This is a genomic window from Vibrio maritimus, from assembly GCF_021441885.1.
Classification (GTDB): Bacteria; Pseudomonadota; Gammaproteobacteria; order Enterobacterales; family Vibrionaceae; genus Vibrio; species Vibrio maritimus_B.
In genome coordinates, this window is the sequence record NZ_CP090438.1 from 3,541,969 (window position 1) to 3,563,564 (window position 21,596).

The following is a 21,596-nucleotide window of genomic DNA, read 5'->3' on the forward strand; positions in this document are numbered from 1 at the left end:
AGATGTGTTGTTAAGCCATTTTTTGTCGTTAAAGTATCCGCACTAAATATAGGTGTACGTGATGAGCGTGCCTTTTTCTGACGGATATAGTATGACGATAAGCAAGCCTCTTCTCAGCGCCACTCTGCTGGTAGTGTTCTCCCATTCAGTATCGGCGGCTCTTGCACCCGAGAGCGGGTTTAGCGGAGAGATATCCATCAGTAGTGCGCAGGTTGGTGATAAGTCGAATCTTGTCGCAAGCTTAGATCCAAAAATCAGCGCCTCGCAAGAAGCCTATGATGATTTTTGGATGCCACTTGGCATGGTGAAATACACCTATGGTGCTCAGCGTGACAAAGAGTGGTTTGTCGGTACATCTCGAGACGACATCGCAGTAGGTACCTTTGTGCTCGAAGGTGGCTATCGCCAGCAATTGCAAGACGGCTCCATTTGGAGTGCCTCTTATCTCCCTACCGTGATTGGTGAGCCCATCTGGAAAAACCCTTACGTCGGTGCCGATCAGCTCGAAGAAACCGAAGCAAGGGGCGAAGCCTATCGCCTACAGATAGAGAATATTGCGGGCTCATTATTTACCCTTGATATGGCTTACGGCAACCGCGAGGTAACCGACGAAAGCTCCGCCGCCAACCTAACAAACAACCTGTCGAGTCAATACGACCGTAACAGTGACATGTACTACGTCAAAGGCTCTTACACCCTATCAATGAGCAACGCTTGGACGCTGTTTCCCTCGCTGATTTACCTCCTCGATGACGCCAAAGGCGAAGCGCTTAACAACCAAGGTGTGGGCAGCGAACTTACTGCTTTGTTTGTTCATAAAAAACATAGCATCGCTGCAACCATGAGCTACATGAATCACGAATATCGTGGTAACAACGCAATATTCGAGCAGTCTGGTCGTATCGACGACAAGTACAGTGCGTTTCTTGCCTATGAATACCTGTCGCTAGGAAACATCGACTCACTGTCGCTGATCTCACTATCTGGCTACAACGCGACAGATTCCTCAATCGCCTTCTATGACTCCGCAGACTGGATCACCTCTATCGGTATGAACTTCGCGTTTTAACTACACCGCTTGCGCAGTAAGCTGCTTGAGCAATCTGTCCATGGCGCGGTAGCCTAGCGCCTCTGCGATATGAGCTCTCTGGATGTTGGGCTCATTGGCAAGGTCAGCAATGGTTCGCGCCACCTTGATAATACGATGATACGCGCGTATCGATAGACCGAGTCGATGCAGAGCATTCTCCAGAAACTCGGCATCGGCTTTTTCTAATTGGCAGTAATGCTCAATTTCACGACTTTGCAACAGGGCATTGACCTTGCCACTTCGCGATAGCATGGTCTCTCTGGCAACCAACACACGCTGCTTAACCACTTGCGTGGTTTCTCCCCTATCGCCACCTTCCGCCAAGGTCCCTTTGGGCAGTGAAGGTATCTCGATAGACATATCAAACCTGTCCAGCAGAGGTCCGGATAATCGGCTCAGATAACGAAGAATGAGCTGGGGATTGGTTCTGGCTTGATTGCCTTCGTAGTAGCCTGTAGGGCTCGGGTTTAGTGCACCAACAAGCTGAAATCTCGCTGGAAAACGCGTTTTTCCTTGGGCGCGAGAAATGATGATCTCACCAGACTCTAGTGGCTCACGAAGTGAATCCAGCACTTTACGCTCAAACTCCGGCATCTCGTCTAAGAAAAGCAGCCCGTTGTGCGCCAGAGAGATTTCTCCCGGTCTTGGAATAGATCCGCCACCAACCAGTGCGGCCATTGAACTGGAATGATGGGGCGCTCGAAAGGGTCTGGTTTTCCAGTTGCTCTCGTTGATCTCCTGCTGAGTTAACGAAGCGACAGAGGCGGTTTCCATCGCTTCTTCTTCACTCATCTCCGGCAGCAAGTCACACAGGCGAGAGGCAAGCATGGTCTTGCCGGTGCCCGGTGGTCCCAAGAACAATAGATTATGATTACCTGCCGCTGCGATCTCCAAGGCACGTTTACCCTGTTGCTGACCAATAATATCTTGAAGATCGCGCGTTTTAGCGGAAGATGGCGCTCGCGCTTCACTGGTCACTAAAGAAAGCGTCTGCTGCCCCATCAGATAGCTGCACACATCCAATAGTGAGGAGGCAGACTTGTGGTTCTCTTTGCCCACGAGCGCAGCTTGATCGCCATTGTCTTCTGGCACAAGCAAGCAGCGCTGCGCTTTGTTGGCGGCGAGCGCGGCAGGTAGCACACCTTTCACCGATCTAAGCTCCCCAGACAGAGCCAGTTCACCGACCAACTCATGTGCCAGCAGCTTATCGTGTGGCAGTTGGTCGGACGCGGCGAGTATTCCTAACGCTATTGGTAAATCAAACCGTCCTCCCTCTTTAGGCAGATCCGCAGGGGCGAGATTAACGGTAATTCTTTTAGCAGGAAATTCGAAGCGAGAGTTGATGATGGCACTGCGAACTCTGTCCTTGGATTCCTTTACGGTTGTCTCGGGAAGTCCTACCAGTGTAAAGCCTGGCATACCATTACTGATGTGCACTTCCACCGTCACCAAAGGTGCCTCCACACCAACGCTGGCACGGCTATAAATAATAGATAATCCCATAGAATCCCTTTTTTATTCCGACTTCTCTTTGTTGGGCGGTTAAAAGTCAGATTTTTATATATACCCAATGTTATATCTCGACATTTAATGCTGAGTAAATGTGAAGAAAGTATGATTTTTTGCTTGTCAGCTAACAGAAATTTGTGATACCACTAGGGACGCAAACAATTTCGTTAGACACAACGCAACGATTAATAAACAAGATAATGACTTTTAACGCACACTCTCACACTCTGATTAGCCTGATTATTGTGGTCCTGATTGGTACCGCACGGGGGCATGTGGGCGTTAAATAACCACAAGATTTTAAAAACCCCCGCACTGAAAAGTCCGGGGGTTTTTTTACAAACTCATATTAGTAATTTGATAGTGATCACTCATTGAAGGCCAACTGGCTGAGATGACAGGAAGAATGGAGCACAACATGTGCAAGCGAACGACAAATCGTCACGATAAGCGTGGCACTCAAGGAGGCTATAATGACAGGTGCTGAATTAGTTGTAGCCGCATTGAAGCAGCAAGGTATCGAGACCGTGTTTGGTTACCCAGGGGGAGCCATCATGCCAATCTACGATGCCTTGTATGACGGTGGTGTGGAACATATCCTTTGCCGACACGAACAAGGCGCTGCAATGGCTGCCATCGGAATGGCAAGAGCCACCAAAGATGTTGCTGTTTGCATGGCAACCTCAGGCCCTGGAGCCACCAACCTTGTCACCGGCCTTGCCGACGCTTTCCTTGATTCTATCCCTCTCGTTGCTATCACTGGCCAAGTTGCTAGTTCACATATCGGTACTGATGCCTTCCAAGAAATGGATGTGATCGGTATGTCTCTCTCGTGTACCAAACACAGCTACCTCGTGACTGATATCAACGAACTCGCTCCCACTCTAGCCGAAGCATTTGAAGTTGCTAAAACAGGCAGACCTGGTCCTGTCATCGTTGATATCGCCAAAGATGTCCAACTTGCTAATGCTCCGGTGGACGTGCTTCCTCCATTTACACCACCTGCAATCCCGGTTGCTGATGAGCAGCAGGTAAAACGCGCGCAGCAGTTGCTTGATGAAAGCTCTCGTCCGGTGCTGTATGTCGGTGGTGGTGTTCAGCTTGCCAATGCGACCGAGTCGGTTCGCGAATTCCTTCGCATCAACCCTATGCCAAGTGTCAGCACGCTAAAAGGTCTTGGTACGATTGACCGCCACGACCCTCACTATCTAGGCATGCTTGGTATGCACGGCACCAAAGCCGCGAACTTGGTGGTGCAAGAGTGTGACCTACTGATTGTAGTCGGCGCGCGCTTTGATGACCGCGTGACCGGTAAGCTAGATACGTTTGCACCGCACGCGAAGGTGATTCACATCGATATCGATGCGGCAGAGTTCAATAAGCTGCGCGAGGCGCATGCGGCGCTACGTGGTGACATCAATGTGATCTTGCCTCAGCTTGAGCTATCAAAAGACATCAACGCATGGGCACATCACAGTGAGAGTCTTCGCAGCGGCTTCAAATGGCGCTACGACCACCCAGGCGATCTGATTTTTGCTCCGCTGCTGCTAAAACAGCTTTCGGACATGATGCCAGAAAACTCCATCGTCTCTACCGACGTTGGTCAGCACCAGATGTGGGCTGCTCAGCACATTCAGCCAAGACTGCCTGAGAACTTTATTACCTCAGCGGGTCTCGGCACTATGGGCTTTGGTCTGCCTGCGGCGATGGGCGCGGCAGTTGGGCGTCCTGATGACCAATCAGTGCTGATTACCGGTGACGGCTCATTCATGATGAACGTTCAAGAGCTCGGCACGCTTAAGCGCCGTCAGATCCCAGTAAAAATTGTACTGTTAAATAACCAACGTCTTGGTATGGTAAGACAGTGGCAGTCACTGTTCTTCGACGGCAGACATAGTGAAACGATTTTGGATGACAACCCAGATTTCGTCATGCTAGCTAAAGCCTTTGATATTCCTGGCAAGACCATCACGCGCAAAGAAGAAGTCGAGCCAGCACTGAAAGAGATGCTGGAGTCAAAGACCTCTTACATGCTGCACGTGCTGATCGATGAAGAAGAAAACGTATGGCCTTTGGTTCCACCAGGTGCCTCAAATAGTGACATGTTGGAGAATACCTAATGGACAGATATCTACTAGACATCAAAGCCGATGACAAACCTGTCTTGCTTGAGCGCGTATTGCGCGTGATTCGCCACCGTGGCTTTATCATCAAACAAGTGGCCGCCACTCAAAACCATGAGAGTAAGATTGCCAGTGTTGAGATCATCGTAGACAGCGATCGCCCGATCACTACCTTGATCAACCAGATTGAAAAGCTTTGGGATATTCGTACCGTCGAGGTAACAGAGCTTAAACACAACGAACTGACCAATCACAACCTACAAGAACAAAGTGCATAAGGAAGGAATGCTAAATGGCTAAAAGTACAGCAGATTTTATTTGGTTTAATGGTGAGATGGTTCCATGGGCAGAGGCGAATGTACACGTCTTAACCCACGCAATGCACTATGGCACATCGGTTTTTGAAGGGGTTCGCTGTTACAACACGCCAAAAGGGCCTGTGGTATTCCGTCACCCTGAGCACGCTAAGCGTCTAAAAGATTCTGCAAAAATTTATCGCTTCCCAATTCCTTTTACCGAAGAAGAAATCATGGAGGCGACGCGCGAAACGCTACGTCAAAACAAGCTAGAATCCGCGTATATCCGTCCTCTTGGTTTTGTTGGTAATGTTGGTCTCGGTGTTTGTCCACCAGAAGGTACGGTAATGGATCTTATCATCGCTGCTTTCCCATGGGGCTCTTACCTAGGTGAAGAAGCACTCGCAAACGGTGTAGATGCGATGATTTCTAGTTGGAATCGCGCAGCACCTAACACGATTCCAACGGCGGCAAAAGCGGGTGGTAACTACCTATCGTCGCTCTTGGTTGGCGGTGAAGCCCGTCGTCATGGCTATGATGAAGGCATCGCGCTGAGCGTTGACGGTTACCTATCAGAAGGCGCAGGTGAAAACATTTTCGTGGTCAAAGATGGCGTGATTACGACGCCACCAGCCACCAGCGCTATCCTTCCTGGTATTACCCGTGACTCTATCATGACGCTAGCAAAAGACATGGGCTATGAAGTGCGTGAAGCCAACATTGCTCGTGAAGCGCTATATCTTGCTGATGAAGTGTTCATGACAGGTACGGCGGCGGAAATCGTTCCAGTTCGTACTATCGATAAGATTGAAGTAGGCGAAGGCAAACGCGGCCCAATCACCAAAGTGATGCAAGATGCGTACTTCGGTTTATTCAACGGCACCACTGAAGATAAGTGGGGCTGGTTGGACTACGTCTACCCACAAGATAACCAGTAAGCACCAAGTAAATTTAAGGAAGTATTACAATGCCAAAATATCGTTCTGCCACCACAACTCATGGTCGCAATATGGCTGGTGCGCGTGCTCTATGGCGCGCAACTGGCGTTAAAGAAGAAGACTTCGGTAAGCCTATCATTGCCGTTGTGAACTCGTTCACTCAGTTTGTTCCAGGTCACGTACACCTGAAAGACCTTGGTCAGCTCGTCGCTCGAGAGATCGAAGAAGCGGGCGGCATCGCGAAAGAATTCAACACCATCGCTGTGGATGACGGTATCGCGATGGGTCACGGCGGTATGCTGTACTCATTGCCATCACGTGAGCTTATCGCTGACTCAGTAGAGTACATGGTGAATGCACACTGTGCGGATGCAATGGTCTGTATCTCAAACTGCGACAAGATCACCCCGGGAATGCTCATGGCTTCAATGCGCCTTAACATCCCTGTGATCTTTGTGTCTGGCGGCCCAATGGAAGCAGGTAAAACTAAGCTTTCTGATCAGATCATCAAACTTGATCTGGTTGATGCGATGATCCAAGGCGCCGATCCAACGGTTTCTGATGAGCAAAGTGAGCAAGTAGAGCGCTCTGCATGTCCGACTTGTGGCTCTTGCTCTGGTATGTTTACCGCTAACTCAATGAACTGTCTAACCGAAGCGCTGGGACTATCTCAGCCAGGTAACGGCTCTCTACTTGCCACTCACGCCGATCGCGAGGTGCTGTTTAAGAATGCAGGTAAACGCATTGTTGACCTCACTAAGCGCTACTACGAGCAAGATGATGCGTCAGCGCTGCCGCGTAATATCGCCAGCAAAGAAGCATTTGAGAACGCAATGGCGTTAGATATTGCCATGGGCGGCTCAACCAACACGGTTCTTCACCTACTTGCCGCGGCGCAAGAGGGCGACGTCGACTTTGATATGGAAGATATCGATCAGATGTCTCGCCGCGTGCCAAACCTTTGTAAGGTAGCGCCATCAACGCCTAAGTATCACATGGAAGACGTACACCGCGCGGGTGGTGTTATCGGTATCCTAGGTGAGCTTAACCGCGCAGGTCTATTGAACAACCAAACCAAAACGGTACTTGGTCTGACAATGGAAGAGCAGCTGTCTCAATACGACATCATGCTGACGGATTCGGAAGAAGTGAAATCCTTCTACCGCGCAGGCCCTGCGGGCATTCGTACTACGCAAGCCTTCTCGCAAGATTGTCGCTGGGACACTCTTGATGACGACCGTGAAAATGGTTGTATCCGTACTAAAGAAAATGCGTACAGCCAAGACGGCGGTCTTGCGGTACTAAAAGGCAACATCGCACTGGACGGCTGTATCGTTAAGACAGCAGGCGTGGATGAGAGCATCCTTAAATTCCAAGGCCCTGCGGTGGTATTCGAAAGCCAAGAAGATGCGGTAGATGGCATCCTAGGCGGTAAAGTGAAAGCCGGTGATGTCGTGGTTATCCGCTACGAAGGTCCAAAAGGCGGTCCGGGCATGCAAGAGATGCTGTACCCAACGACTTACCTAAAATCTATGGGTCTAGGCAAAGAGTGTGCACTACTGACTGACGGCCGCTTCTCTGGCGGTACATCGGGGCTTTCTATCGGTCACGCCTCTCCAGAAGCGGCTAATGGCGGTACCATTGGTTTGGTGAAAGATGGCGATATGGTCAATATCGATATTCCAAATCGAGAGATCACGCTTGTTGTTTCTGAAGACGAGCTAGCCGCTCGCCGCGCAGAGCAAGACAAGCTTGGCTGGAAACCTGCTGATCGTGAACGTACTGTTTCTCTAGCATTGAAAGCCTACGCCAATCTAGCCACCAGCGCCGACAAAGGCGCGGTACGTGATAAGTCCAAACTCGAGGGCTAATCATGAGTGACGTAGATAATCATCCCGTATCTGGCGCAGATTATCTGCGTCAGGTTCTCAGAGCTCCTGTCTACGAAGTGGCGACCGTATCGCCACTTCAAGATATGCCAAGACTCGGCGCTCGCATCGGTAACCAAGTCCAAATCAAGCGTGAAGACAGACAGCCTGTACACTCGTTCAAGCTTCGCGGCGCCTACAACATGGTGGCGAACCTTAGCGATGAACAAAAGCGTGCCGGTGTGATTGCCGCTTCAGCAGGTAACCACGCTCAAGGCATGGCGCTATCAGGCACCAAGCTCGGTATCAATACGACTATCGTGATGCCAAAAACCACACCAGACATCAAGGTAGAAGCGGTACGTGGCTTTGGTGGCAACGTGGTACTTCACGGCAGCAACTTTGATGAGGCGAAAGCCGAAGCCGAGCGTCTCTCAAAAGAACATGGCTATACCTTTGTTCCCCCTTTCGATCACCCTTTGGTGATTGCGGGACAGGGTACTATCGGTATGGAAATGCTGCAGCAAAATGGTCACCTTGATTACATCTTTGTCCCTGTAGGCGGCGGTGGTCTGGCGGCGGGTGTTGCCGTGCTGGTTAAGCAGCTTATGCCTGAAATCAAAGTGATTGCGGTTGAGCCTGAAGACTCTGCTTGTCTAAAAGCCGCATTAGATGCTGGTGAGCCAGTCGTCCTTGACCAAGTGAGCATGTTTGCTGATGGCGTAGCGGTGAAGATCATCGGTAACGAGACCTTTAGGCTTTGTCAGCAGTACATTGATGGTCACATTACCGTATCTAGCGATGAGATCTGTTCTGCAGTGAAAGATATCTTTGAAGACACCCGTGCTATTGCCGAGCCATCTGGTGCCCTGGCGTTAGCAGGTCTTAAGAAGTTTGCTGAAAAACATCAGCTTAAAAACAAACAACTTGGTACTGTGCTTTCTGGTGCAAACACCAACTTCCACGGTCTTCGCTACGTCTCTGAGCGCTGTGAGCTGGGTGAGAAACGTGAGGGCTTACTCGCGGTCACTATCCCGGAGCGTCAAGGTGCTTTCTTTGAGTTCTGCAATATCATTGGTGGGCGTGCCGTTACTGAGTTTAACTACCGCTACAACGACGATGAGCTCGCAAACATCTTTGTTGGTGTGAGACTGGTTGGCGGCCAAGATGAGCTTGATGGCATTATTAGCGACCTTCGCACTGGTGGCTATCCAGTCGCTGATCTCTCTGATGATGAAATGGCGAAACTGCACATTCGCTACATGATCGGCGGTAAACCATCAAAGCAGCTTAAAGAGCGTTTATACAGCTTTGAGTTCCCAGAGTACCCGGGTGCCCTGCTTAAGTTCTTGAGCACGTTAGGCACGCACTGGAACATCAGTCTGTTTAACTACCGTAACCATGGTGCCGATTATGGTCGTGTGTTGTGTGGGTTTGAGCTTGAAGATAGCGATCTTAGTGAGTTCTCAACTCACCTTCGAGAGCTTGGTTATCAGTGCAAAGATGAAACGGACAACCCGTCCTATAAGTTCTTCTTATCCTAAAATAAAACACCCCGTTATGGGGTGTTTTTGTATCCGTTGCAATGAAGCTTACTGGCTTTCAACCAACTCAAGCTCCGGTGATTTAGCCTCACTGTACTGGCGATAATTCACGACGCGATCCCTGCCCTGCTCTTTCGCCATATAGAGCGCTTTATCCGCCATCTTAACCAGCCCCTCGATATCAGACGATGGCTCAGGGTAAGTCGACACACCAATAGAAACGCTTAGTTGACCCAACGATAGTCCTTTATGCTCAAGGTGCATGGTACGTATCTGTGTCACGATATTGTCGGCGTACTCAGTCGCTTCATCCATATCACTATGCGGCAAGATCACCGCCAGCTCTTCCCCACCCAAACGGCAAGCAATTTCATCATCAGAGACGGTGCGTTTTAGCATCGCACTGATCTCTTTGAGCACGTAATCACCCGCATCATGGCCGAAGTTGTCGTTAAATCGCTTGAAGTGGTCGAGATCCAACATCAACAGAGATAGCGACTCCGTGCTGGTCGCCGAGTTATTCACATGTTCTGTGAGCTTCTGCTCGAAGAAACGGCGGTTGTAGAGTCCTGTTAATGGATCGCTAAGTGCTTGCGAACGCAGCTTCTCTTGCAAGCTCAGGTTCGCCAGTGCCAACCCTAAGTGCTCGGCAACGCTATAGGCAAGCTGTGTTGTGATCTCATCAACCTCTATCTCTCCTTGACCAAAATAGAGATGCATAATACCAATGGTATTACCATGTGCGGTCAAAGGAATACACAGGGTTTGGTTCTGATCGATCGATGCCATATGCTCGCAAGAGAGATTATGGAAGGTCTCAATCGACAGATGACTTCGACCTTTGCGCAGCGACCAACATTCGTCGGGCGCAAAGCTGCGACTTCCCGGCCATGCCTCACCCCAATCCAATTGCGTCACCAACTGGTTTCGAGAAGATCGCATCAACGAGATACTGCCGTTTACCTTACCAAGAATACGCGGCACGATATCCTCAACCACACGCTGCGCTTCAATCAGGTTATTACAAGCAGCAAGCATATTCGCGAGGCGATGCATGAGCTCAATTTCTAAGGTGCGTTGGCGAATTCGCTCATCTTGTTTCTGTTTCTCTTCGGTCACGCTGAGGATGATTTGTCGATGACTCCAAACAGAAGTAGTGATCAGAATCGCTAAACTCAGTAGCGCTAATCCGATTAAGATGCCCATCAATTGATAGGTAATGCTTTTTAAGTGGTGCATTGGAACGGCAAGCACAATCACGTAGTCTTGATCGCCGACGTACATCTTGCGCGCCGAGTAGAACATGTCGACTGACAACACTGAGCTAAAGCGGACATCTTCACCAACACCTGTTTCCCATGCCTTGATGAACTCTGGGCGGTCTGCGTGGTTATCGAGATCCACCAGCGCTCTGTCCGACAGCGCCGTGTCCCCCACAACCGTACCAAAGCCATTAATCACCTGAATTCGCGCGTCAGCATCGGCTTGAGTGAGATCGCCGATGTAATCATCAATCGTCTGACTGCTGACAAAGCTTGGTGCATCTTCTTGAATTTCATAGATAACATCCGCAAGCAACGATTCTGTAGTTCGCCTTACGGAGTCATGGATGGATTTCTCCAATGTGATATAAAAACCGTACAACCCAACCAGCATACATACTGATAGCGCTATGACTGGCAGCATCTGCCACTTCTTATCAATCAGCTTAGACATACAACAACGCTACTTTTACCGAACACCATATTAACAGTTTTCAAAATAGCGTCATTTTTAATCAAGAGCAACGATTAGATGATATTTATGTCGATTGCAGCCAGTCACGATAGAGCTGCTGCTCATCGCCCAGATAATCCACCATCCACTCAAGGAGCTTATGGTTATCATGTTTTCGCCACACCATGCAGCATTCACTCGATAGCTTAGCGTCCGGCAATACACGCTCAACCAAAAGACCTTGGCGAACCAAAGGCTCAGCAATATGGCTGGGCATGTAGCCAATTCCTACATTGCTTTTCAAACACTCAATTGCGGTAAACCAGTTGGGAAGTAACAGGCGACGCTGCTGTGGAAAGTGCTCAGTGTGACGTTTTGGTAGTTCACGCGAGGTATCATCAATGCAAATCGCGGGATATTGGCTCACTAGAGATTCATCCAGCACATCGACTTGAGCGCATGGGTGCGTGGGTGACATGACAAGAGCCCAATCTAGACTACCAATCTTCTTCACTCCATATTCGCCACTCACTGGAACGGCTGAGGTCGCGCCAATCACGATATCGGCACGCTCTTGCGAGATAGCCTCCCAAGCTCCGTTATATACTTCCATGTTGATCTGCAGCTCAGCAAACTCAAACTCCCGGTAAAAATCTTCGATAAGATCCGACAGCTTGTCGACCTTAACGATATTATCTAGGGTCAGCTTTAAGCTACTTTGCCAGCCTTGAGCTGCACGGCGGGTTTGGTGAGTCAGTTCATCCATGCGGCGCAGCATTTGGCGAGCTTCCAGTATGAATACCTCGCCGGCAGGTGTCAGCTCAACCTTGCGTGGTAAACGGGTAAACAGCTGCACGCCAAGCTCTTGCTCTATCTGACGCACGCTATAGCTGATCGCAGAGGGGACTTTGTGCAGTACTTCTGCTGCCGCGCTAAAACTGCCTAAATGTGCCACCACATCGAGCATTTCTAATGAAGAACGTGAGTACATAACTAGCTTTCAAATTTTTTGATAGATAACCACAAAATATAGCGTTTTATTTTTGTTTTATCCAAAAATAGAATACACCCCATCAGCAGTATGGGCTGGCGCCAATCCATTCCTGTGAAAATATTTCAAGGAATAACAATGAAAATCTCTAAACTTCAACTTGTCTACTTATCCGCATTGTCCATGTTGGGCTTTATCGCCACGGATATGTATTTGCCTGCGTTTAAACTTATCGAGCAGGACTTTGCCACTGGGCCCGAGCAGATCGCGCTATCACTGACGGTATTTCTTGTTGGTATGGGGCTGGGTCAATTTGTATGGGGGCTGGCGAGTGATCGCTTTGGCCATCGTAAAACGCTATTTGCTGGACTCGCTATCTTCACCGTCGCGTCATTTGGTCTAGCTTGGAGCGAACAGGTGTGGCAGTTGCTATCGCTGCGTCTGCTGCAGGCGATTGGTGTCTGTGCACCCGCTGTTATCTGGCAATCTATGGTTATCGATAAATTTGATAAGAAAACCAGCCAACAGATTTTTGCCACCATTATGCCGCTCGTCGCACTATCTCCAGCGCTCGCGCCACAGCTTGGTGTCTTGCTGACAGAAATGTGGGGCTGGCACAGTATTTTCGTGGTGCTTGCGATCACTGGTGCGCTACTGGCAATGATCACCCTATCACTTGAAGATCAGCCAAAATCCATCGAGCAACGATCCTCAATCAGCGCCGATCTTAAGAGTTTGTTTGGATCAAGAGAGTATATGGGCAATGTGATCATGTACGGGGTGGCATCGGCGGCATTTTTCGCTTACCTAACCGGTATGCCAGAAATCATGAGCCAGCTTGGCTACTCGGCAAAAGACATTGGTCTTAGCTTTATCCCACAAACCGTGGCCTTTATGGTTGGTGGCTATGCGGGTAAAAAGCTAGTAGCAAAACTCGGTGACGACGCTGTACTTAAGCAGCTTCTTGGCTTAGAAACCTTGGCTATTCTTATGGTGTTTGTGGCGTGTCAGTGGGAGCTTAGCAGTGTTTGGCCAATCCTATTGCCATTCTGTTTGTTAGCTGTCGCCAATGGCGCTCTATACCCAATCGTAGTGAACCGAGCACTATCAAGCGCAGCGCACTGCTCAGCAACGGCTGCGGGTCTGCAAAATAGCCTACAGATAGGGGTAAGCAGCCTAGCCAGTGCCATTGTGGCTGCGTTTGCGGTTATGGCGCAATCCGCGGTTGGCTACGTGATTCTTGGCTGCTTGGCGGTCATGTGGATTGGCTATCTGATTGCTAACCCAGCGGTCACCGAGGAGCTAACGATTCCTGATAACTCTCGCGTCGTTAGCGACGAATAAAGACAAAAAAGGGCGACCTCGCACAGTATGCAGGTCGCCCTTTCTACTTATCGACTGGACTTATTATCGACAGTGCTTACAGACTTTTCAGTCCCCATTTCTCTGCCGTCGCGTCAAAGAAGCCTTGGGTCTTCTTAAGCTCTACCCAGTGGTTTACGTAGTTAATCCATACTTGGTCTTTTTGTGGCAGCAGCATAGAGATTGGCGTTGGCTTACGTGGCTCTTCTACTGGCACAATCGCCAATTGCTTAAACTTGGTCACCAAGGTCGCCGCTTCAACGTTTGAAGTCACAGAGACATCAGCTCGTCGAGCTAAGAGCTCTTGGAAGTCACGGGCTGGCGCTTCAATCACGATGTGTTCGGCATCAGGGAAGAAGTCTTTGACCATCTTCTCTTGCACTGTACCTAATGTCGCTGCCACCTTAACTTCAGGCTTGTTGAAGTCTGCCCAATCAGCGTACTTATCAAGGTCTTTCTTTTGCACTACTGGTACAAAAGCTAAGTAGAAATACGGTTGGCTGTACCCTGCTACCTTAGCGCGGGACATGTTAAGTGACGCGCTTCCCGTGATATCGTATTTGTTGGCGGTAATACCGTTAACCAATGTCTTCCAATCGGTCGCCACATACTCAACCTTGACGCCAAGATCTTTGGCAAGCTCAGTAGTCACATCAATATCAAATCCACGATAAGAGTTGGTCGCCGGATCTTTCATGGTCATCGGGTTCCAGTCTCCCGTGGTTCCGACCCTAAGCACACCTGAGTCTAAGATTTTTTGTAGACGACTGGTTTCCGCCGCTACCTGACCGATAGAAAGAAAAGTAATAATAAAACCCAGAATCCACTTCTTCATTGAATAGTCCCTAAAATTATTAAACATTCGTGGTACATCCTTGATAACATAGCAGTAACAGATGGATTTTTCAGGAATATTTAGGGACGATTGTGAGCTATCGATTACTTGCTGCTGTTTTGTGCCTACCACTACTAAGTGGTTGTTCTGATTACGAGTGGGGCTGGTATGTGCTCGACCCCTCCACCGAACAAGGGAAAACCAACCTCGGCTTCTTATTGGCAGGTTTTAAGGACACTATCTATGTGTCGCTGCTCAGTATGGTATTTGCCATGCTGTTGGGTCTACTTGTTGCCTTTCCAGCGCTTTCCGACAAACCTTGGCTGCGCGCGATAAACCGCGTCTATGTTGAAGTAATACGCTCCATTCCGGTGCTGGTACTGCTGCTCTGGGTCTACTACGGCATGCCCACACTGCTTGACGTTTCACTTAACCATTTCTGGGCTGGCGTGATAGCACTGACTATCGCTGAGAGTGCTTTTATGGCTGAGGTGTTTCGTGGCGGTATTCAAGCCGTGACTCGTGGTCAACATGAAGCGGCAGAATCGTTAGGGCTCAACTATTGGCAGAAAATGCGCTTGGTTATTTTGCCTCAGGCGTTTAGGCAGATACTGCCGCCGCTGGGGAACCAGTTTGTCTACATCTTAAAGATGTCTTCATTGGTGAGTGTCATTGGCTTGAGCGACTTAACTAGGCGTGCCAATGAGTTGGTGGTTAACGAGTACTTACCATTAGAGATCTATACCTTCCTGGTACTGGAGTATTTGGTGCTGATTCTGCTGGTTTCTCAGGCCGTGCGCTGGCTAGAGAAAAGGATTGCGATCCCAAGTCACTAACCACCAGCACAATATATCACAAGGCTTAACTAAGCTTCAGAAACCAAAAAGGGTCTCAATGAGACCCTTTTCACGATGAGAATGTAATCTTGATTACTTTTTCTTTACTGGACGCTGCCAGCCTGTGATCTTGCGCTCTTTAGCGCGAGTGATCACTAACTCACCTTCTGCTACGTCTTTGGTTAGGGTAGTACCCGCACCAATCGTTGCGCCATCCGCGATCGTCACCGGCGCAACTAACTGGCTGTCTGAGCCTACGAACACATCGTTACCGATAATGGTCTTAAACTTGTTCGCGCCATCGTAGTTACAGGTAATAACACCGGCCCCAACGTTAGTGCGCTGACCTATCTCTGCATCACCAAGGTAAGTAAGGTGGTTTGCTTTAGAGCCTTCGCCTAGGCGAGCATTTTTCACCTCAACGAAGTTACCCACATGAGAGTCATTGCGCATGTCAGCACCAGGACGTAGGCGAGTGAATGGACCTACGGTACATTGTTCACCAACCGTCGCGCCTTCAATCACGCTGTAAGGGCGTACAATCGTGTTGTCATCGATTTCACAGTCTTTCAGCACACAGCCGGCACCAATCACTACGTTATCGCCTAGCGTTACGCTACCTTCGATGATGACGTTAGTATCGATTTCGACATCCATACCACACTGCAGCTGACCACGTAGGTCGAAGCGTGCCGGGTCACGCAGCATAACGCCCTGCTCTAGCAGCTTCTGCGCTTGCATAGATTGGAATGCACGCTCTAGACGAGCGAGCTGAGCGCGGTCATTAACACCTTCAACCTCAATTGGGTTCGCTGGGTGTACCGCTTCTACTGCACGGCCCTCATCGTGTGCCGCTGCGATAACATCTGTCAGGTAGTATTCGCCCTGAGCATTATCGTTGCTGAGCCCTGATAACCAACGCTTAAGATCGCCACCCGTTGCGACCATCACACCCGTGTTGATCTCTTTAATCAGCTTCTGCTCTTCAGTCGCATCTTTTTGCTCGACGATAGCAACCACTGGACCATTCTTGCGCACGATACGACCGTAACCCATTGGGTTATCCAGCACGACAGTAAGCAGTGCAATACCGCCTGTTGGCTGCGCATCTAGCAGGTTTTCAATAGTTTGTTCAGAAATCAGCGGTACATCACCGTACAGAACAAGAACCTTCTCGTCATCGGCTAGATGAGGTGACGCTTGATCCACTGCGTGACCGGTGCCCAGTTGATCGGCCTGCAGAACCCAGTTTACGGTTTCTTGCTCAAGAGCAGATTTCATTAGGTCGCCACCGTGGCCATACACTAGGTGGATATTTTGAGATCCCAAACCTTCGCACGTATCGATGACATGTTTCACCATCGGCTTACCCGCTAGGGTATGCAGCACTTTCGGCTTATTGGAATACATGCGGGTTCCCTTTCCCGCGGCGAGAACAACTGCGCTGAACTTCATTATTATCAAACCATTGACGTTAAAAATACTGTCAACATTCTAACGATGAATCGCACCAGTGTTAATGTCGGTATGCAAATTTACGCTAAAAAATAAGCAAAAAGGCGACCAAACGGTCGCCTTTCTCATCGCGGTTAATCTAATCGAGCTAGATTAACGACGTTTTTTTGTCAGTTCGATTACTCGAAGCTGAGCAATGGCTTTAGCCAGTTCACTGGCCGCTTGCGCGAAGTCCATGTCGCCATGCTGATTAGAAATCGATTCTTCAGCTTTGCGCTTGGCTTCTTCTGCCTTCGCTGCGTCTAGTTCCTCACCACGGATAGCCGTATCAGCCAGTACAGTCGCTGTACCAGGCTGAACTTCTACAATACCACCAGAGACATAAATGAACTCTTCGTGGCCGTGCTGTTTAACGATACGCACCATACCAGGCTGAATAGCGGTCAGCAGCGGTGTGTGACCATGGAAGATACCAAGTTCACCTTCGCTACCGGACACCTGGAACGTTTCTACGCGACCAGAGAAAAGCTTTTTCTCAGCGCTTACTACGTCTAGGTGAAAGGTTATTGCTGCCATATCGCCTCCTATTTAGCCTTATAGCTTCTTAGCATTCTCGATAGCATCGTCGATAGTACCGCAGTACATGAACGCTTGCTCTGGAATGTCATCGTAGTCACCAGCTAGTAGACCTTTGAAGCCACGTAGAGTCTCTTTAAGAGGTACGTAGATGCCTGGGTCGCCAGTAAATACTTCCGCTACGTGGTAAGGCTGAGTTAGGAAACGCTCAATCTTACGAGCACGAGATACAACTTGCTTATCTTCTTCAGATAGCTCGTCCATACCTAGGATCGCGATGATGTCTTTCAGCTCTTTATAACGCTGCAGTGTTTGCTGCACACCACGAGCAACCTCGTAGTGCTCTTGACCAACCACTAGTGGATCAAGCATACGAGATGTTGAATCTAGTGGGTCAATCGCTGGGTATAGACCCATAGCAGCGATGTTACGGTTAAGTACAACCGTTGCATCCAAGTGCGCGAACGTTGTTGCTGGAGACGGGTCAGTCAAGTCATCCGCTGGTACGTATACCGCCTGTACAGACGTGATAGAACCCGTTTTCGTTGACGTGATACGCTCCTGTAGTACACCCATCTCTTCTGCAAGAGTTGGCTGGTAACCTACCGCAGATGGCATACGACCTAGAAGAGCCGATACCTCTGTACCTGCAAGTGTGTAACGGTAGATGTTATCAACGAACAGCAGTACGTCACGACCTTCGTCACGGAACTTCTCTGCCATTGTTAGACCAGTCAGTGCAACACGTAGACGGTTGCCTGGTGGCTCGTTCATCTGACCGTAAACCATTGCTACTTTTGATTCTTCAGGCTTCTCAACGTTTACAACGCCCGCTTCCTGCATCTCAAAGTAGAAGTCGTTACCTTCACGAGTACGCTCACCTACACCCGCAAATACGGATAGGCCTGAGTGTTGTAGTGCGATGTTGTTGATAAGCTCCATCATGTTAACGGTCTTACCTACACCTGCACCACCGAATAGACCGATTTTACCACCCTTAGCGAATGGACAAACCAAGTCGATTACTTTAACACCCGTTTCTAGAAGAGCGACTTCGTTAGATTGCTCTTCGTAGCTTGGCGCTTCACGGTGAATCGCATAGCTTTCTTCTGCACCGATCTCACCACACTCGTCAATCGCATCACCAAGTACGTTCATGATACGACCAAGAGTCTTAGTACCTACTGGTACTGAGATTGGCGCGCCTGTGTTCTCTACTGTTACGCCACGACGTAAACCATCAGAGCTACCCATTACGATACAACGAACTACGCCACCGCCTAGCTGTTGTTGAACTTCAAGAACAAGACGCTCTTTAGAGTCCGTTACGTTTAGAGCGTCGTATACACTTGGTACGTCACTCTGTGGGAACTCTACGTCGACTACCGCACCGATGATCTGTACGATCTTACCTGTAGCCATCGTTAATCCTCTAATCTATTTCGTTTTACCTAAGCTTAAACCGCAGCTGCGCCGCCAACGATTTCTGATAGTTCTTGTGTGATAGCCGCTTGACGCGCCTTGTTGTACACAAGCTCTAGATCATCAATCAAGTTGGTCGCATTGTCCGTTGCAGCTTTCATTGCAATCATTCGAGCCGCTTGCTCACAAGCAAGGTTCTCTACCACACCTTGATACACTTGAGATTCGATATAACGAAGCAATAGTGCGTCTAGTAGTGGTTTTGGCTCAGGCTCATAAATGTAGCCCCATGAATGTTCGCGCTGCATCTCATCACTGTCAGATTTAGGCAGAGGTAGCAATTGATCGATCGTTGGTTCCTGAATCATAGTGTTCACAAAGTGGTTATACACTACATACAGGCGATCCAATTCGCCTTCGTCATATTTCTTCAGCATGACGCCTACAGTACCGATTAGGTCTTCTAAGCTAGGCTCATCACCCAGACCAGATACCTGTGCCGCTACTTTCGCACCGCTGTTGTTAAAGAATGCCGTTGCTTTTGAGCCAATCACAGCCAGCTCAACTTCAGCACCCTTTTGTTTCCAATCCTGCATCTCTAGGACAGCTTTTTTGAACAAGTTAATGTTCAAACCGCCACAGAGACCACGGTCGGTAGAAATAATGACATAACCAACACGCTTGGCTTCACGCTCTTCTAGGTACGGATGTTGGTACTCTAGGTTTGCGTTAGCCAAATGACCGATCACTTTACGCATAGTTTCAGCGTATGGACGAGAAGCTTCACGCGCGTCTTGCGAACGACGCATTTTTGAAGCTGCTACCATTTCCATCGCTTTCGTAATTTTCTGAGTGCTTTTCACACTACCGATTTTATTACGTATCTCTTTTGCGCCGGCCATCGTTACTCTCCATAAGTGGTGACCAGAAGGTCACCCACCAATTACCAAGTCTGAGTTGCTTTGAAATCGTCAGTCAGTTTCTTAAGCTGAGCTTCGATATCGTCATTGTAAGCACCCGTAGTGTTGATCTCTTTAGCAAGATCAGCATATTGACTGTGAGCATACGATAGAAGCGCTGCTTCGAAGTCTAGAATCTTGTTGATTTCAACATCATCTAGGTAGCCGCGCTCAACAGCAAAGATAACTAGCGCTTGGTCAAATACAGACATAGGAGCATATTGCTTCTGCTTCATTAGCTCTGTCACTTTTTGACCGTGGCTTAGCTGACGCTTAGTTGCTTCATCTAGGTCAGATGAGAACTGTGCGAATGCCGCTAGTTCACGATAAGCCGCTAGTGCAGTACGGATACCGCCAGATAGCTTCTTAATGATCTTAGTCTGTGCTGAACCACCTACACGAGATACTGAGATACCTGGGTCAACGGCTGGGCGTACACCCGCGTTGAAGGCTTCAGTTTGTAGGAAGATCTGACCATCGGTAATCGAGATTACGTTCGTAGGTACGAACGCAGATACGTCACCCGCCTGAGTTTCGATGATAGGAAGAGCAGTCAAAGAACCTGTCTTACCTTTCACTTCACCATTAGTGAAACGCTCTACGTACTCTTCGTTTACACGAGCTGCACGCTCTAGTAGACGTGAGTGAAGGTAGAATACGTCACCTGGGAATGCCTCACGGCCTGGTGGACGTTTAAGTAGTAGAGAGATCTGACGGTAAGCTACCGCTTGCTTAGATAGATCATCATAAACAATCAGAGCGTCTTCACCGCGGTCACGGAAGTACTCACCCATTGCACAACCAGAGTATGGCGCAAGATATTGCAGTGCAGCAGATTCAGATGCAGATGCTACAACAACGATAGTGTTTTGTAGTGCACCATGCTCTTCCAGTTTACGCACAACGTTTGCGATTGTAGATGCCTTTTGGCCAATCGCTACGTAGATAGAGAAGATACCAGAGTCTTTCTGGTTGATGATTGCATCGATCGCCATCGCGGTTTTACCGATCTGACGGTCACCGATGATAAGCTCACGCTGACCACGACCGATTGGGATCATTGAGTCAACTGACTTATAACCAGTTTGTACTGGCTGATCAACCGATTTACGGTCGATTACACCCGGTGCAATCACTTCAACTGGTGACGTAAGTTTCGCTTCAATTGGACCTTTACCATCAATTGGCTCACCTAGCGTGTTTACAACACGACCAAGCAATTCTGGACCAACTGGTACTTCAAGAATACGACCAGTACCTGTTACTTTCATGCCTTCCTTAAGGTCAGCATATGGGCCCATTACTACCGCACCAACCGAGTCACGCTCAAGGTTAAGTGCTAGTGCATAACGGCCACCCGGTAATTCAATCATTTCACCTTGCATCACGTCCGCTAGGCCGTGAATGCGAATGATACCATCGCTTACCGATACGATAGTACCTTCATTACGAGCTTCACTCACAACATCGAAAGATTCGATACGCTGCTTGATTAGGTCGCTAATTTCTGTGGAATTAAGTTGCATGCTCCAATCCCCATCAAGACTGCATTGCTTCACTCAGGCGGTTCAAACGACCACGTGCTGAGTTATCAATTACAAGATCTCCGGCTCGAATAATAACCCCACCAAGTAGGGTCTCATCTACACTGCAATTCAGCTTAACTTTGCGTTCAAGACGCTTTTCAAGTTTGTTGCTGATCTCAGTGCGCTGCTCTTCGGTTAGCTCAGATGCAGAAATCACGTCTACATCGATTTGCTTTTCTAGCTCTTTTTTCAGCTCTAGAAACTCAACTAACACATCAGGCAACGCGACTAGTCGACCATTTTCAGCCATTACCTTAATCAGGTTTTGACCAAATTCATCAAACTGTTCACCACCAATTGCGTTGAAAATTTCAGCCACTCGCGTCGCTGTCACAGATCCTGAAATCAGGTCTGCAATTTCATCGTTCTTAGCGATTGCAGCGGCAAACGTTAGCATTTCGACCCACTGGTCTAGCGCTTGTTTTTCCACCGCAAAGTCAAATGCTGCTTTAGCATAGGGGCGTGCGATTGTAGTCAATTCAGACATAGG

18 protein-coding genes are annotated in these 21,596 nt (G+C 48.9%); 8 read left to right on the forward strand and 10 right to left on the reverse strand.

Translation table 11 applies throughout. The annotated features are described in order from the left end of the window. The first annotated feature begins 91 nt into the window (after window positions 1–91). Window positions 92–1,069 carry a DUF2860 family protein gene (locus LY387_RS16475; protein ID WP_234494879.1) on the forward strand — a complete coding sequence of 326 codons (978 nt, stop codon included), beginning with the start codon at window positions 92–94 and terminating at the stop codon, window positions 1,067–1,069. On the opposite strand, the gene LY387_RS16480 is transcribed toward LY387_RS16475, so the two are convergent. Next, entirely contained in the window at window positions 1,070–2,593 is a 1,524-nt protein-coding gene (locus LY387_RS16480; RefSeq protein WP_234494880.1) for a YifB family Mg chelatase-like AAA ATPase, read from the reverse strand. A 479-nt stretch (window positions 2,594–3,072) separates the two neighbouring features. Here LY387_RS16480 and ilvG point away from each other — a divergent pair, with 479 nt between their 5' ends. Genes ilvG through ilvA form a run of 5 tightly spaced genes read left to right on the forward strand, consistent with a single transcriptional unit; the run spans window position 3,073 to window position 9,368 of the window. Next, window positions 3,073–4,719 carry an acetolactate synthase 2 catalytic subunit gene (gene ilvG, locus LY387_RS16485; protein ID WP_234494881.1) on the forward strand — a complete coding sequence of 549 codons (1,647 nt, stop codon included), beginning with the start codon at window positions 3,073–3,075 and terminating at the stop codon, window positions 4,717–4,719. Continuing rightward, a complete protein-coding gene (ilvM, locus tag LY387_RS16490) occupies window positions 4,719–5,000 on the forward strand; it encodes an acetolactate synthase 2 small subunit (protein ID WP_103881691.1) in 282 nt (93 codons plus the stop codon). The genes ilvG and ilvM overlap by 1 nt, the downstream gene beginning before the upstream one ends. Window positions 5,001–5,014: 14 nt before the next feature. Then, window positions 5,015–5,956 carry a branched-chain amino acid transaminase gene (locus LY387_RS16495; RefSeq protein ID WP_128649116.1) on the forward strand — a complete coding sequence of 314 codons (942 nt, stop codon included), beginning with the start codon at window positions 5,015–5,017 and terminating at the stop codon, window positions 5,954–5,956. A 29-nt stretch (window positions 5,957–5,985) separates the two neighbouring features. Further along, entirely contained in the window at window positions 5,986–7,827 is a 1,842-nt protein-coding gene (gene ilvD, locus LY387_RS16500; RefSeq protein ID WP_234494882.1) for a dihydroxy-acid dehydratase, read from the forward strand. Between the two features lie 2 nt (window positions 7,828–7,829). Continuing rightward, on the forward strand, window positions 7,830–9,368 hold the full coding sequence (gene ilvA / locus LY387_RS16505) for a threonine ammonia-lyase, biosynthetic (protein ID WP_234494883.1): 1,539 nt from the start codon (window positions 7,830–7,832) through the stop codon (window positions 9,366–9,368). 48 nt (window positions 9,369–9,416) lie between these two features. Here ilvA and LY387_RS16510 read toward each other — a convergent pair whose 3' ends face one another. Beyond that, window positions 9,417–11,084, reverse strand: a complete 1,668-nt coding sequence (locus tag LY387_RS16510; RefSeq protein WP_234494884.1) for a sensor domain-containing diguanylate cyclase — start codon at window positions 11,082–11,084, stop codon at window positions 9,417–9,419. 85 nt (window positions 11,085–11,169) lie between these two features. Next, entirely contained in the window at window positions 11,170–12,075 is a 906-nt protein-coding gene (gene punR / locus LY387_RS16515) for a DNA-binding transcriptional activator PunR (RefSeq protein ID WP_234494885.1), read from the reverse strand. A 138-nt stretch (window positions 12,076–12,213) separates the two neighbouring features. On the opposite strand from punR, the gene punC reads away from it, so the two are divergent. Continuing rightward, window positions 12,214–13,419 (forward strand): purine nucleoside transporter PunC, encoded by a 1,206-nt coding sequence (gene punC, locus LY387_RS16520; protein WP_234494886.1) that lies wholly within the window; start codon window positions 12,214–12,216, stop codon window positions 13,417–13,419. A gap of 76 nt (window positions 13,420–13,495) precedes the next feature. Here the strand turns inward: punC and LY387_RS16525 are convergent, their stop codons facing one another. After that, the gene (locus LY387_RS16525; RefSeq protein ID WP_234494887.1) at window positions 13,496–14,272 is read right to left on the reverse strand and encodes a transporter substrate-binding domain-containing protein; all 777 of its coding nucleotides are present in this window, start codon (window positions 14,270–14,272) and stop codon (window positions 13,496–13,498) included. Between the two features lie 92 nt (window positions 14,273–14,364). On the opposite strand from LY387_RS16525, the gene LY387_RS16530 reads away from it, so the two are divergent. Beyond that, window positions 14,365–15,108 (forward strand): amino acid ABC transporter permease, encoded by a 744-nt coding sequence (locus LY387_RS16530; protein WP_234494888.1) that lies wholly within the window; start codon window positions 14,365–14,367, stop codon window positions 15,106–15,108. Between the two features lie 93 nt (window positions 15,109–15,201). On the opposite strand, the gene glmU is transcribed toward LY387_RS16530, so the two are convergent. From glmU to atpH, 6 genes are all read right to left on the reverse strand, one after another. Next, on the reverse strand, window positions 15,202–16,563 hold the full coding sequence (glmU, locus tag LY387_RS16535; protein WP_234494889.1) for a bifunctional UDP-N-acetylglucosamine diphosphorylase/glucosamine-1-phosphate N-acetyltransferase GlmU: 1,362 nt from the start codon (window positions 16,561–16,563) through the stop codon (window positions 15,202–15,204). Between the two features lie 153 nt (window positions 16,564–16,716). Next, window positions 16,717–17,139 carry a F0F1 ATP synthase subunit epsilon gene (locus LY387_RS16540; protein WP_042478114.1) on the reverse strand — a complete coding sequence of 141 codons (423 nt, stop codon included), beginning with the start codon at window positions 17,137–17,139 and terminating at the stop codon, window positions 16,717–16,719. Window positions 17,140–17,157: 18 nt separating this feature from the next. Further along, window positions 17,158–18,561, reverse strand: coding sequence for a F0F1 ATP synthase subunit beta (gene atpD / locus LY387_RS16545; protein WP_006073055.1), 1,404 nt, complete (start codon window positions 18,559–18,561; stop codon window positions 17,158–17,160). A 35-nt stretch (window positions 18,562–18,596) separates the two neighbouring features. Continuing rightward, the gene (atpG, locus tag LY387_RS16550; RefSeq protein ID WP_042478116.1) at window positions 18,597–19,463 is read right to left on the reverse strand and encodes a F0F1 ATP synthase subunit gamma; all 867 of its coding nucleotides are present in this window, start codon (window positions 19,461–19,463) and stop codon (window positions 18,597–18,599) included. A 41-nt stretch (window positions 19,464–19,504) separates the two neighbouring features. Continuing rightward, window positions 19,505–21,046 (reverse strand): F0F1 ATP synthase subunit alpha, encoded by a 1,542-nt coding sequence (atpA, locus tag LY387_RS16555; protein WP_006073059.1) that lies wholly within the window; start codon window positions 21,044–21,046, stop codon window positions 19,505–19,507. Window positions 21,047–21,059: 13 nt separating this feature from the next. Beyond that, on the reverse strand, window positions 21,060–21,593 hold the full coding sequence (atpH, locus tag LY387_RS16560; protein ID WP_042478162.1) for a F0F1 ATP synthase subunit delta: 534 nt from the start codon (window positions 21,591–21,593) through the stop codon (window positions 21,060–21,062). Window positions 21,594–21,596: the final 3 nt, after the last annotated feature.